Here is a 13395-nt window from a genome sequence, read left to right as displayed (position 1 = left end):
CAACCGCATAGCGCATACCTTGTGCTATGCGTGCTTGGGCTCCGGCAGAGCGTGGACGCCTGAAGGATCTGAGGCGTCCAACTCGCCGGCTCGCTTGAGGCCCAGCCGGAAGAGAATCGGGCCAATGGTTTCATTGATGGCAATGGTGGCCAGCAGCAGATCACGGAGCTGCCCGCCGCGCGTGGGATACACATCGGCCACCACCGTGGCGAGGCCGATCGCCACACCGGCCTGCGACACCAGTCCAAGCCAGGCGCGCTGCGGAATGAGCGGATCGAGCCGCGCCCAACGGCCACCGAGCTGCATACCGGCCCAGATGCCGCCCATGCGCACCAGTACCACCGGAATCACGATCATCCACAACGGCAACACCGTGCGGGGATCGATCTTGGCACCCGACAGTGCAAAGAACACCACGAAGACCGGCGCTGCTGCGCGCTCGAGCGCATGACGCAATTCGGCACCACGACCGCCTCCCGCATTCTCGGCCACGAATCCTGCCACGAGCAGCGTCAGCAGCGTTTCCACGTGCAGGATGCGCGCCACTTCTGCACCGAGCAGCGCCACCAGCAAGCCGAAGATGAACAGCTCCCGGCTGATGAATCGCAGATACGCCGCGATGCCCACACCAAGCACGGCGCCCACGATGACCGATCCGCCGATCTCCCACACCACGGCGCCGAGTTGCACACCGCCACTGTCACCGGCCGGTGGTGCCATCGAACGCGCCGCCGCCAGCACCAGCGAGAAGATCAGCACCACCGCAACGTCCATCACCAGCACCACACCCAGCGTGTAGCGCGCCACCGGCCCACTGGCCCGTGTTTCCGTGAGCAGCGCCATGGTGACGGCAGGTGAGTGCACCACCGCCACGGCGGCAAACAGCATCGAAAACGCCGCCGCTTCCGGCAATGGCGCCGTGGCCATGAACGGCAACTGCTCGCGCAACACCAGCACCACCGCCGTGACGGACACGAACGACAACACCAGCTCCACGGATACCATCTTCAGGATCGCGGCCCCGCGCGCCTTGATCTCTTCCATCTGCAGCTCGGCGCCCGCCAGGAACGCAATCAATGCGATGGCGAGATTGCTGACCGGATTGAGTTCGGCCAGCACCGGCTTCGATACATAACCCAATCCCGGCGGCCCGAAGAGAATACCGGCCAGCAGATACCCCACGATCTTGGGGATGCCAAACGGCTTGACCAGTTCACCGACGCTGTACGCTCCGAGAATCAGGAAGCCGAACAACATCAGGGTCGGCGCTCCGGCGTCCGCACCACCCAACACAAAGATCCCACCCATCACGGCGTAGAGGATCAGCAGAATCACGATACGACGCATCAGTGACCTCCGCGGTGCGATGTGTCGGCATCATCGCGCGCTGGTGCCTTCGTTCCGGAGGCACTCTTTCCCGGAGCACTCGTACCGGTGTGATCACCCGCGGCGCCCTGCGGACGCAAAAATCCGGGAATGACCTGCGTGACGGTTTCCGTGACTGTGTCCACCACCGCTTCCGTGGTCGCAGAAAGTGTTTCGAGCGGCGCCAGCAACGGGGCTGCCGCCGAGCGTACAAACCGCGCCGCAAAAAACTCCGTGAACAACACCGACACCGCCGCACAGGTGAAGATCACGTCGCCGTACGGCAAGCCGCGGCGCGAATAGTCGAGTGCCAATGCAATGGTGAGCCGTCCCTGCCCGATGAGGGCACGCCCCCAGTCGAGACCCACCTGCGACGTCGCCCGATTGATCCAGGTGACGATGCCGGTGCCCCAGAGCTTCGCGATCGTACGCAACACCACGTAGTGAATGATCACCAACCACCACACCACATTCGATGTGGGTGACCATGACGCCCCCGCAAGCAACAACAGCACGTAGTACAGAGGCCGCTCGCCGCTGCGCAGCACATCGACCACGGCGCCCGGCTGCCGGAGCGAATTCACGAGGATCACGCCCATGACAAAGGCCGCGAGCGAGGGCGAGAGGTTGAGGTACGCGGCCGCTCCTGCGGTCAGAATCACGGCGCCGCCGAGCGAGATGAACAGACGATCGGGGCTTTGTTCGTCACCCAGGAACAGGTGAAACAGTGTGCCACCTGCCACGCCGATACCCAACGTGATGACCACCCATTCGGTGGTGGTCAACGCGCGCATGGTCACCGGCGCCGACACATGCATCACCGCGATCATGATGCCGAAGGCGAGCACACTCACGAACGCATCCATGCCGTTGGCCACTTCGATCTGTTGCAGCACCGGCGCCCGTCGACGCTGACCACCGTACGCGACGTCGAGGCCGGCCGGCGTCGAAGCCACGGCAATGGCGCCCAGACACAGCGCCGGCGCGAGCGCGGTGGCGTAGTCCACTTCGAAGGCCACATGCAGCGCCGACATCGCGCCCAGTGTCACCAGTCCGAGTGTGGTCAGGGCCTCCACCACCGCCAATCGGTAGTGCATCGAAGGCACCCGCACGAGCCGCTGGAGACGCAGCGGCATGGCACTGGTGATGCCCATCCAGCCAATGCCCAGAATCACGATCGGCTGGAATGCCTCGATCGCAGACGGGGTGAGCAGTCCGGTCACCTGCGGGCCGAGCAACACCCCCAGTACCAGATACTCGGCACCCGACACGATCAGCAGGCGCTTGGCCAACCACTCGTACGCGACATGCGTGGCCAAAAAGGCCAGCGCCGCCACCAGAATCAAAATGAGAGGTGTCGTCATGCCACCGTCCGCTGATGTTCACAGGCACTGTCCGAAATCGGTGACAGCCACCCGGCTACCTATGGCGTTCAGAGAGCGCCTCATCCCACGATAGGTTCGTGGCCCTGATTTCGACAGGCGTCGGGAAGCATTGATTTGACAATGACTTGCACAGTTGGCGAGGACCGGGTGGTGCATACCTCTCACGGTCTACGACCTAGGGGCCATGCTCTGGCATCACCGATGCGTACTGGAGGGGCAACCCACTTCGGAGATCGTACCATGACCCTGCTGCGTCTGATCAATCGCTCACTCACCGCCGCACTGCTCACCACCACCGTGGCTGGATCGGCGCAGGCGACCACCGTCAATCGTACGCTGTTCACCTGGACAGGTCGCGTCGATCGGGAGGTGTACCTCACCATGCGGGGCAACGACGTCCGCGTGAGCGGCACCGACGCCCGGATGGCCAATCGGGCCCGGGTGAGTACGGCGCTCCCGCGTGGCCGCGGCGACGTGTATCTGCGCGTCAATGATGGACGCGGAGACGTCGATGTCGTGGAGCAGCCTTCGGTCCGGAACGGCTACACCACGACCATCCGGGTGCGCGACCCGCGGGGTGGCGCCGACAACTACCGGGTGACGGTCTATTGGCAGGGTGATGACCGCTATGACAACCGCAACGACAACCGCGGGAACGACCCATGGGACCGTCGGGACGATCGTCGCGACGATCGACGGGATGACCGCCGGGACGATCGAAACGACGATCGTCGGCGCGATGACCGTGGCGGTGACCGAAACGGGGGCTACGACAATCGTGGAAACAACGAGTCTGGCTTCCTGCGCTGGAGCGGCCAGGTGGACGATGTCGTCGAGCTCCGGATCTCGGGTCGTCGGGTCGAGGCCATTGCCCGCAGTGGCCAGCCGGTGCGGGAGGTCTCGAGCAACCTGCGCGGCAACGGCTTGCCGTCGCGTAGCGTCACCGTGCGGACCGAAACCCAGGTCGGTCGTGGCAGCGTGGATGTGGTGCAGCAGCCAGCGGCCTGGAACAACTACACGGCCGTCATCCGCATCAACGACCCCCGGGGCGGGGCGTCGCTGTACGACCTGAACATCTACTGGTAGACCATCCACAAACGACAAAGGCCGGGGCGATCGTGAAGATCGCCTCGGCCTTTTGTCTTTACTCCAAGCCTCGAACCCACCCTGCAGGTTCGGAGAGGCGCCGGTCGGAATCGAACCGACGGTGGGAGATTTGCAGTCTCCTGCCTTACCACTTGGCCACGGCGCCGATGTCCGCAACCGATGTTCTGCACTCGGTGCGGAGTGGGCAATGTACCCACCACCTCCCGCTGGCGAAACTGCGCCGTGACGGGATTTTTCCCATCGTGCCGGCCCACAGCGTGTGACGGCCCGTGCGTGAGAACGGGTATTGTCTTGACAATATTTGTTGCAACGGAAATATTACACCACATAGATTCACAACCATGACTCAGACACTTCCGCTTCCAGCCGCCTCCGAGACCGAACCGTGCAGCTCTGCTGCCGCTTCGGTTCATGCGCTTCGTGCCGCGACGGCACAGATGGAGCGCACCATGGCGCGAGCGCTCGAGCCGTTTGGCATTACCGCCTCTCAGTATGAGCTGCTGCAGGTAATCCAGGTGCGCGTCGGGCGGGGCGGCGGCTGCAGCGAGCTCGGGAAACATTTGGCTGCACCGGGGCCGGATATCACCAGAATGCTCGACAGGCTCGATACTGCCGGATTGGTGTCGCGTCAGAGAGATACGAATGATCGCCGAGTTGTGCACACGGCGCTCACCGACAAAGCGGTCGAATTGCTGGAAACGGTGGCCCCCGCTGCCGCAGAGGCCGAACAACTGATCTTCGCCGGACTGACGGAATCGGAGCGCATGCAGCTCACCGTGCTCCTTCGTCGTATCCGTCAGAACTGCCCAATCGATTGAACCTGTACGGACCGGCATCGCCGGTCTGCTTGTGCTCACTTATCTGTTTTCACGACTAACGTCACACCAACAGGAAAACACTGAGATGATCGCCGCAGACCTCACCACCACATTCGTCGACACACGGACGCCGGCCGCCCTCTCTGCCGCCGAAGCCGCTGTTTCTCGCCGTTCGGTCCGGGCATATCGCGATGTCCCCGTGACCGACGACGAAGTCCGCCGCCTGCTCGAACTGACTGGACGGGCGCCGTCGGCGCACAACCTGCAGCCGTGGCGATTTGTCGTGGTGCGCGAGCAGCAGCAGAAAAACCAACTGAGCGCTGCGGCCTTCAATCAGAAACAGGTGGCGTCCGCTCCGGTGGTCATCGCCATGTACGCCGACATGGAAGACACCTTGGCCTCACTCCATGAGGTCGTGCATCCCGGCCTGCCGCCAGAAAAGCGCGACGCCACCATCGAAGGGCTGCGCACCCGGTTTGGCCGCATGACACTCGAAGCCCGCGGGCAGTGGGCCAATGCCCAGGCCAACATCGCCCTCGGCTACCTGCTGCTCATCGCCCGCAGCGAAGGACTCGACACCTCACCCATGCTCGGTTTCGACCCCGAGGCCGTGAAAGCGCAGCTTGGTGTGCCCGCGCATGCGACCATCACCGCGCTCATCGCACTCGGCCGAGGCGCGGAAGATGGCTTCGTGTCTCATCGCCACACCGTCGATCGCGTCGCGTCGTTCCGGTGATCGTCGCTTTGGTACAGCGGGGGGAACACAGACGGCGCAGAAGCGGAGCAGACAGCACAGAGACTGCAACAACAAAACGAAAAAAGAAACACCAACTGAGAAAGGATCGGATCGGTAGTACCGTGTTTCTTTGATGTTGTATCGGTGTTTTCTGTTCCGTTTCTGCGCTGTCTGTGTTCCCCCCGCTGTACCCAGTTAGCGCCGCCGATCACCCTCCAACACGCGACAACCGCGGGTGATCCAGCAGCCGCGCACCAACCACCACGGTGGCCACCAGCACGGTGAGCGCGGCGGGCAATACGAAGCCGATGGGAACACCACCATCGGCGGGGGCGACCGTGGCATCGGTGAGCGAGCCCGCCACCGTCACGATCCATTGCCGCACCGACAGATAGCGCAGCGCCTGAAAGGTGGAGGACAACACACCTTCCCAGACGATCACGTACAGCAGGCCCACCATCAGGGCACGCCGCGTGCGCAGCGCGAGCAGTGTGAAGAGCGCCGCGTACACCGTGCTGCCCACACATATCGCGGCCGTGAACGCCGGCACCACACCACCGGAATCGGCGGCGCCAAGTACGATCCAGCCAGTGGCCAGGACCGCCACACTCGACAGCAACGCCGTGACCACACTCGCGAACAACACCCGCGCCGTCACAATCCACCAGCGTGGGGTCGTGCTCGTCACGAGATAGAGCAGCGTGCCGTCTTCGGATTCTGCGCTGAAGGCACTCGTGCCCAGCAACAAGGCGATGATCGGTGTGGCAAAGCCACTCACCAGCGACCCGTAGCGCTGCAACAAAAAGCGCGTCGCGTCTTCCACCCCGATATCGCCCACCGTGGATCTCAAGGCGAGCGCAAAAATCACCGGCAGCGCCAGCACCGCCGCCAGCGCCATGATCACACCCGGCGACATCGTACGCGCCCATGCCAGGCGAGACAGCACACCCATCGTGCCAAGCCACGACGGAGCCCCCAGCGATACGCGACGCGCCGTGTTGTTCATCGGTTCACCAGATAGGCGAAGACGTGCTCGAGCGACTCGTCGGCCGGCTGCACCGCATGCAACGTCACATTGCACACCTGGGCGGCACGCACGAGCTGTCGTGCCAACACCGCATGATCCGCCGTCCGCACCAGAACCTGCGTACCATGAATCTCCACACCGATCACGTCCGGCAACGTCACCAGCACCGACGCGAGCATCCGGGGATCACTGGCCCGTATCCGCACCGTATGCGGCCGATCCGTCATGAGACGACGCAACGTGCGGTGATCTCCACTCGCCGCCAATCGCCCGGCCACCATCACCAGCATGCGAGACGCCACCCCCTCGATCTCTTCGAGAATGTGACTGGACAGCAGGATCGTCGTACCAGCCGCCGCACGGTGCTCCAGCAACTGCATCATGTGAGCACGCTGCCGTGGATCGAGCCCATTGAATGGCTCGTCGAGCAACAACACATCGGGTTCATGGACCATGGCCGCCGCCAGCTTCACCCGCTGTCGCATGCCCTTGCTGAACCCTTCCACCGCCCGATCCGCCACCTCATCGAGCTCCACGGTGGCCAGTGCAGTTGCAGCCGCAGCGCGCACGTCATGCATACCCAACAACGTGGCACGTGCCTCCACGAAGGCCCGCGCACTCAACGTCGGCGGGAGTGCCTCGCGCTCCGGCACAATGCCAAGGCGCGCAAACACCGACGGGCGCCCCATCGGCGACTCACCAAACACCTTCACCCGGCCCGACGATGGTGCCTGCACACCGGCGGCGAGCTGCAGCAGTGTGCTCTTGCCGGCACCATTGGGGCCCAACAGTCCCGTGATACCCGGCTCCACCACGGCGGACACATCGTTCACGGCCACTACATCGCCGTACCAATGTGAAACACCCTCGAACACCAGTGGCGCGATGCTCGCGGCGCTCATGCATCCACCCGTTCGAGACGACGCATGGCCACCAGCGACGCCAACGCACCGACCACGATGAACACCAGCACAAACACGGGCACCGATGGCGGCGGATTGAGCTCCATGGCCCGCGTCGTTTCACCAAACAACAGCATGGCCATCGTACGCAGTGCGCGCAGCGGATCGAGGAATTCGCGCACGACATCCGGCAGCGCCGCAAGATCTTCAGCGCCCATCGCCACAGCCGCCACCGCGAGGAAGAACCCCACCACCAGCATCGACGCATATCCACGTCGTGCCGTGAGGCTCGCCATCATCGCTGCCAACGAGCCGATCACCCACGCGCTCATGGTGCCGCAGAGCAACACGGGCCACAGACGCCCGCCAATTTCGGCAAATCGTGCCGCCGGATCGGCCGCAATCGAAAGCTCTCCCACATACAACACCAGCAATGGCGCGGTTGCCACGATCCACACGGCCATCCACACCGCCGCCAGTCGCGCCAGCGCATACTGACGTGGCGAGAGAGCCCGGGTGAGCAACAACGGCAACACCCCATGCTGTCGATCACGGCACAACACTTCCGGTACCTGCGCCGCCGTGAACAGCACAAACAGCAGCAACTGCGAGCCGATCAGCAGTCCGTACGGAATCGCGGCCTGTCCATTCGACACCGCCGCAGCCGCCACCGTGGCCAGACAGGGCAGCAACGCCATCACGATCACAAACACCGGAATGCCTTTCGCCCGCAACGAGCGTCCAATGCCGAACATGCCGCGGAATCCCTGCCAGAACAGCGCCGACCAGGCCCCTGTCCATCCTTCACGCGTGCCGTCGTACCGACGATAGCCGAGGTCGTGAATGGTGGAGGTACTCACGACGCGACGCTCGGCTGGTCCGTGGCATCACGAAACAAGTCGTCGAGTCGTGCGCGGGCGCGCTCCATCCGCAGCAATCCTACGTCCGACTCCACCGCCGCGTCACGCACGGCATCGGCAATGTGATCGAACGAGGCACCGGCCAACGGGCGAACCTGCACCTGATGCCGCTGCACGACCACATCGGCCGCGGTATGCACGCGCGTCCGCAGCGCTGCCGCAAACCGCGCGAGATCACCATCCACATCCACCAGCAGGTCGCCCGTTTCACCGGTCAGTTCGTCGATCGATTCGGCACGCACAAGACGCCCGCCATCCATTTGCACGATGCCATCGCAAATGCGTTCGAGTTCACCCAGCAGGTGTGACGACAGCAACACCGATATGCCGAACTCCCGGCCCGTGCGGCGGATCAACGCCAGCATCTCCTCGCGCCCGGCGGGATCGAGACCATTGGTGGGTTCGTCCAGAATGAGCACACGCGGATCGTGCACCAGCGCCTGCGCGAGCTTCACGCGCTGCGCCATGCCGGTGGAGTAGCTGCCGATGGGGCGGTAGCGTTCCTCGAACAACCCCACATGCCGCAGCACCTCGGCGCTGCGCTCGCGCGCGGCATGGGCCGGCAGACCGCTCAGACGCCCCATGAAGGTGGTGAACTCCGCCGCACTCATGTCAGGCGGCAGGCAATCGTGCTCGGGCATGTAGCCCACGAGCGCGCGGATGTTCGCGCGCGCCGATCGCACGTCGTGCCCCAACACACTCACCTCACCCGCACTCGGCGTCACCAGGCCCAGCAGAATGCGAATGAACGTACTCTTGCCGGCGCCATTGGCGCCCACGAGCCCCGTGATACCCGGCGCGATGGACACGGTGAATCGATCGAGCGCCAACACGGCGCCATAGCGGCGACTGAGCGCGCGCGCGTCGATCAGGGGCGAGGACATCCGGGCAATGTATGCCACGCGAGCCCCGGCCGGCGAGGGGCACCTACCCGGATGTACCGGGCAGGTGCACAACGGCCAGCATCAGCTATTGATCGAAATCGACCACCAGACGATCGGTGAGCGGATAGCTCTGGCAGGTGAGGATGTACCCGCGTGCCACCTCATAGTCTTCGAGGCCATAGCAGCGGTCCATCTCCACTTCACCTTCGATGACCTTGGCGCGGCACGTTGAGCACACACCGGCCTTGCACGAATATGGCAGATCGGCGCCGGCGCGACGGCCGGCCTCGAGCACCGTTTCGCCGGCACGCGGCATATCGAACGTCTGCTGACGGCCATCGAGCGTGATGGTGGTCTCGCAATGGGCGTCAGCAGCATTGGCGGCAATCGCTTCCGCGGACCGTGCGCGGCGTGGCGTGCTGTCGTCGGTGGTGAACAGTTCGAACTTGATCTGCTCCGACGTGAGTCCGGCGTTCTTGAGCGCCGCCACCGTGCTCACGGTCATCGACTCGGGGCCACACACAAACGCCCCGTCGATGCGCTTGATGTTGACCCAGCTCCCGAAGAGCTGCTCGAGCTTTTCGCCGTCGATACGGCCGTTGAACAGATCGATATCCTGTGTCTCGCGCGTGAGCAGGTGCACGATGCTGAATCGCTCGGGGAAGCGGTCCTTGAGATCGTGCAGCTCTTCGCGGAACATGATCGAGCCGGTCGCCCGATTGCCGTAGATCAGCGTGAAGTGGCTGTTCGGCTCACCCAGCAGCACCGACTTGAGAATGCTCAGCACCGGCGTGATACCGCTGCCGCTCGCGATCCCCAGATAGTGATGCGACGCCGTGGGGTCGATGGCCACCGTGAAGCGACCCGTGGGGCGCATCACGTCGAGTTCGACACCGGCTTCGAGTGTCTGATTGGCCCAGGTGGAGAACAACCCCTGCGGCACGCGCTTCACCGACACGCGCAGGGCGCCGTCCTGCAACGCCGAGCAGATCGAGTACGAGCGTCGGCACTCTTCGCCGTCGAGCGTCTGACGGAACGTGAGGTATTGACCGGGCTGGAACTGGAACGCTTCGCGCATCTCTTCCGGCACGTCCAGCGACACCACCACGGATTCGCGGGTGTCGTGCTGAACATCACGGACCTGCAGTCGATGAAAATCCCGCATCTCGCCTATGGCTCTCGACAAAGAAAAAATCAGATCGGCTTGAAGTAGTCGAACGGTTCCAGACACTCGAGGCAGGCATGATGCGCCTTGCACGGCGTGGAACCGAACTCACTCACCAGCCGGGTGCGCGACGACCCGCAGCGCGGGCACGCAATCGTTGCCACAGGTGCCCCGCGCCGCGTGAGCGACACCAGCACGTCTTCTCGCGCGCCTGGCGGCGCAATGCCGTAGTCCCGCAGGCGCTCTCGGCCCACGTCCGACAACCAGTCCGTGGTCCATGCCGGCGACAGGCTCGTCTCGATGACCACGCGGGGTATGCCATGCGCCGCCATCGCGTCCTTCACGTCACCGGCGATCACCTGCGTGGCCGGGCATCCCGAATAGGTGGGCGTGATGCGTACCACCAGCGTGGCCTCATCCCCATCACCTGTCCATTCCACGCCCCGCACGATGCCAAGATCCACGAGGGAGATCACCGGGATCTCCGGATCGGGCACTTCCCCCAACCACGCCCACACCTGTTCGATCGACGGGCGTGCGGACGACGTGGCATCCGATGTGACATCAGACGTGATGCCAGTGGATGTGCCTCCATCGCGCGGCGGCAAGGACACCATGGTCCGGTGTGCTCCTCTTACCAGGACTGCCCGGGGTACGCGCGCTGCAGATACTGCAGATCCGCGAGCACATACCCGAGATGTTCACCATGCCGTCCCTGCTTGCCACCACGCTGCGGCCACTTGGATGCGGGCGGCACGGTGAGCGTGGCGGCGGCCAGCGTGTCCTGCACGAGCGTGTCCCATGCGGCCTTGAGCGGAGCGTGCAGCACACCCACACCGGCGGCGTGCGCGGCGACATCCGTTTCGTCGTCCATGAACAGCTCGTCGACGTACGGCCACAGTTCGTTCACGGCCGTCTGCATGCGCTGATGGCTTTCGTCGGTGCCATCACCCAGACGCACCACCCAGTCGCCACTGCGGCGCACATGGTACGCCACTTCCTTGGACGCCTTGGTGGCGATGTCGCGCACCCGATGGTCGGTCACACGCGTCAGGCCACGCAGCACCAGATGATGCCAAGCGTCAAAGAAAAACTGCCGTGCCACCTGAAACGCAAAATCGCCGTTGGGCTGTTCCACCAGCAACGCATTGCGGAACGCACGTACGTCGCGGAAGAACGCCAACGCGTCGGCGTCACGCCCTTCGCCTTCGATCTCACCGGCGAGAGCGAGCCACAACCGTGACTGCCCGAGCAGGTCGAGGGCCACGTTGGCCGACGCCAGCTCTTCTTCGAGGATGGGCTGCTTGCCCACGACTTCCGACAGTCGATGCGACAGGATCAAGCCGTTGTCGCCCAACCGCAGGAGACTCTCGACCACCACGCTCACATGTGCCCCACTTCTTCCGGCACGTCGAAGAACGTCGGGTGCCGATACGGCTTGGTGTCCGCCGCGTCGAAGTTCAGCTCCTTGTCTTCGGGAGCGCTGGCAACGATGTGCGACGAACGCACCACCCACATGCTCGTGCCTTCCCCGCGGCGCGTGTACACGTCGCGTGCGGCCTGCAACGCCATGTTTTCATCCGCGGCGTGCAGGCTGCCCACATGACGATGCGCGAGCCCGTGTGAGCTGCGGATGAAGATCTCGAACAACGGCCACTCTTTCATCAGGACGCCCGCTTCTGTTCGGCGTGGGATTGCGCGGCCCTTTGGGTTTCCCGCTCGGCGGTCTTGGTGGCATGTGCCGCAGCGGCCTCACGCACCCAGGCGCCGTCGTAGAAGGCCGAGTTCACGGACTGCATGCGCTGCCGGTTGCACGGACCATTGCCGGCCACGACCGCCTGGAACTCGGCCCAGTCGATCTTGCCGTAGTCGTAGTGCCCGCGCTCTTCGTTCCAGCGGAGGTCCGGATCGGGGAGCGTGATACCGAGATATTCGGCCTGCGGCACGGTCTGGTCGACAAAGCGCTGACGCAGTTCGTCATTGGAGAACAGCTTGATCTTCCAACGCGCCGACTGTGCGCTGTGCACCGACTCCGCGTCCGGCGGGCCGAACATCATCAGCGACGGCCACCACCAGCGGTTGAGCGCGTCCTGCAACATCTCCTTCTGCTCTGCCGAACCCTTGGCCAACACCATCAGGCTGGCGTAACCCTGCCGCTGATGGAAGCTCTCTTCCTTGCAGACGCGGATCATCGCGCGGGCATACGGGCCGTACGAGCAACGCTGCAGCGGGATCTGGTTCATGATCGCGGCGCCGTCCACCAGCCAGCCGATCACGCCGATATCCGCCCACGTGAGCGTGGGATAGTTGAAGATGCTCGAATACTTCGCCTCGCCCGTCACGAGCTGGCGGGTGAGCTCTTCACGCGACACACCCAGTGTTTCGGCAGCGCTGTAGAGATAGAGACCGTGTCCAGCTTCGTCCTGCACCTTGGCCAGCAGGATCGCCTTGCGCTCCAGATTCGGCGCGCGCGTGATCCAGTTGCCCTCGGGCAGCATACCAACAATCTCGGAATGCGCGTGCTGTGAGATCTGACGGATCAGCGTCTTGCGATAGGCCTCGGGCATCCACTCACGCGGCTCGATGCGGATATCCGCGTCCACGCGCTCCTGAAAGCGTCGCGCCTCGGGAGACATCTCCTCACGCGATTCAACGCGTGAGACGCCGGTGTTCACCATCTGTGCGTACATGCGACCGGGAGCTGGGCGTGGTGGGAACGTCGACCGCGTGCGGACGACGGGCAGGATACGAACCGTCCTTAATGATACACATTTTTGCTGTGACGTCAACTTTTCGTATCACATTGAGATTTCTGCGGGGCGAGGTTGCCTGTTGGGTGCTTGGCACTGGATTGGGAGTGGGCGGCCGGCTGGAGGGGCCGCCTGCGGCGGCGATACCTGCAGGATCAACAGCCGGATTAGCGAGCCGATCCGGCGACGAACGCCTCCGCGGGTTCAGCAGCCATTTCTTTTGGGGTTGAGGCTGGTGCCGACGACGCGCTTCCCCGTGGCCACCACACAACCCAACCGCAGTTCACTCAAAAAATCTCATTTGGCCGATCCCACACGAACGCCTGTCGAACTCAC

14 protein-coding genes and 1 tRNA gene are annotated in these 13395 nt (G+C 63.9%); 3 read left to right on the top strand and 12 right to left on the bottom strand.

What is annotated here, in order from left to right; all coding sequences use genetic code 11:
* Nucleotides 1–24: 24 nt before the first annotated feature.
* Together GAU_RS01415 and GAU_RS01410 are read right to left on the bottom strand one after the other, a co-directional pair.
* Nucleotides 25–1347 (bottom strand): cation:proton antiporter, encoded by a 1323-nt coding sequence (locus GAU_RS01415; protein WP_041265145.1) that lies wholly within the window; start codon nucleotides 1345–1347, stop codon nucleotides 25–27.
* Nucleotides 1347–2729, bottom strand: coding sequence for a cation:proton antiporter (locus GAU_RS01410; RefSeq protein ID WP_012681765.1), 1383 nt, complete (start codon nucleotides 2727–2729; stop codon nucleotides 1347–1349). The genes GAU_RS01415 and GAU_RS01410 overlap by 1 nt, the downstream gene beginning before the upstream one ends.
* 261 nt (nucleotides 2730–2990) lie before the next feature.
* Between GAU_RS01410 and GAU_RS20185 the strand changes: the two genes are divergently transcribed.
* Nucleotides 2991–3836: a hypothetical protein gene (locus GAU_RS20185; RefSeq protein ID WP_052574179.1), complete on the top strand. Its 846-nt coding sequence runs from the start codon at nucleotides 2991–2993 to the stop codon at nucleotides 3834–3836.
* Between the two features lie 95 nt (nucleotides 3837–3931).
* Here the strand turns inward: GAU_RS20185 and GAU_RS01400 are convergent.
* Nucleotides 3932–4002, bottom strand: a tRNA-Cys gene (locus GAU_RS01400).
* Nucleotides 4003–4306: 304 nt separating this feature from the next.
* On the opposite strand from GAU_RS01400, the gene GAU_RS01395 reads away from it, so the two are divergent.
* Both GAU_RS01395 and GAU_RS01390 read left to right on the top strand, forming a co-directional pair.
* Entirely contained in the window at nucleotides 4307–4675 is a 369-nt protein-coding gene (locus GAU_RS01395; RefSeq protein WP_169307557.1) for a MarR family winged helix-turn-helix transcriptional regulator, read from the top strand.
* A gap of 85 nt (nucleotides 4676–4760) precedes the next feature.
* Nucleotides 4761–5411: a nitroreductase family protein gene (locus GAU_RS01390; RefSeq protein ID WP_012681762.1), complete on the top strand. Its 651-nt coding sequence runs from the start codon at nucleotides 4761–4763 to the stop codon at nucleotides 5409–5411.
* A gap of 208 nt (nucleotides 5412–5619) precedes the next feature.
* On the opposite strand, the gene GAU_RS01385 is transcribed toward GAU_RS01390, so the two are convergent.
* The 9 genes from GAU_RS01385 to paaA form a co-directional block, all read right to left on the bottom strand.
* On the bottom strand, nucleotides 5620–6417 hold the full coding sequence (locus GAU_RS01385) for an ABC transporter permease (RefSeq protein ID WP_012681761.1): 798 nt from the start codon (nucleotides 6415–6417) through the stop codon (nucleotides 5620–5622).
* Nucleotides 6414–7340: an ABC transporter ATP-binding protein gene (locus GAU_RS01380; protein ID WP_012681760.1), complete on the bottom strand. Its 927-nt coding sequence runs from the start codon at nucleotides 7338–7340 to the stop codon at nucleotides 6414–6416. Before GAU_RS01380 ends, GAU_RS01385 begins: the two co-directional genes overlap by 4 nt.
* Nucleotides 7337–8200: an ABC transporter permease gene (locus GAU_RS01375; RefSeq protein ID WP_012681759.1), complete on the bottom strand. Its 864-nt coding sequence runs from the start codon at nucleotides 8198–8200 to the stop codon at nucleotides 7337–7339. The genes GAU_RS01380 and GAU_RS01375 overlap by 4 nt, the downstream gene beginning before the upstream one ends.
* The gene (locus tag GAU_RS01370; RefSeq protein ID WP_012681758.1) at nucleotides 8197–9144 is read right to left on the bottom strand and encodes an ABC transporter ATP-binding protein; all 948 of its coding nucleotides are present in this window, start codon (nucleotides 9142–9144) and stop codon (nucleotides 8197–8199) included. Before GAU_RS01370 ends, GAU_RS01375 begins: the two co-directional genes overlap by 4 nt.
* Before the next feature lie 85 nt (nucleotides 9145–9229).
* Nucleotides 9230–10309: a 1,2-phenylacetyl-CoA epoxidase subunit PaaE gene (paaE, locus tag GAU_RS01365; RefSeq protein WP_012681757.1), complete on the bottom strand. Its 1080-nt coding sequence runs from the start codon at nucleotides 10307–10309 to the stop codon at nucleotides 9230–9232.
* A 29-nt stretch (nucleotides 10310–10338) separates the two neighbouring features.
* Nucleotides 10339–10926 (bottom strand): 1,2-phenylacetyl-CoA epoxidase subunit PaaD, encoded by a 588-nt coding sequence (paaD, locus tag GAU_RS01360; RefSeq protein ID WP_012681756.1) that lies wholly within the window; start codon nucleotides 10924–10926, stop codon nucleotides 10339–10341.
* A 17-nt stretch (nucleotides 10927–10943) separates the two neighbouring features.
* Nucleotides 10944–11696, bottom strand: a complete 753-nt coding sequence (gene paaC / locus GAU_RS01355; protein WP_012681755.1) for a 1,2-phenylacetyl-CoA epoxidase subunit PaaC — start codon at nucleotides 11694–11696, stop codon at nucleotides 10944–10946.
* Nucleotides 11693–11977: a 1,2-phenylacetyl-CoA epoxidase subunit PaaB gene (gene paaB, locus GAU_RS01350; RefSeq protein ID WP_041265143.1), complete on the bottom strand. Its 285-nt coding sequence runs from the start codon at nucleotides 11975–11977 to the stop codon at nucleotides 11693–11695. Before paaB ends, paaC begins: the two co-directional genes overlap by 4 nt.
* Nucleotides 11974–12999: a 1,2-phenylacetyl-CoA epoxidase subunit PaaA gene (gene paaA / locus GAU_RS01345; protein ID WP_012681753.1), complete on the bottom strand. Its 1026-nt coding sequence runs from the start codon at nucleotides 12997–12999 to the stop codon at nucleotides 11974–11976. The genes paaB and paaA overlap by 4 nt, the downstream gene beginning before the upstream one ends.
* Nucleotides 13000–13395: the final 396 nt, after the last annotated feature.

Source organism: Gemmatimonas aurantiaca T-27, from assembly GCF_000010305.1.
In the GTDB taxonomy this organism is placed as follows: domain Bacteria; phylum Gemmatimonadota; class Gemmatimonadetes; order Gemmatimonadales; family Gemmatimonadaceae; genus Gemmatimonas; species Gemmatimonas aurantiaca.
This window is presented reverse-complemented; position numbering and strand designations above follow the sequence as displayed.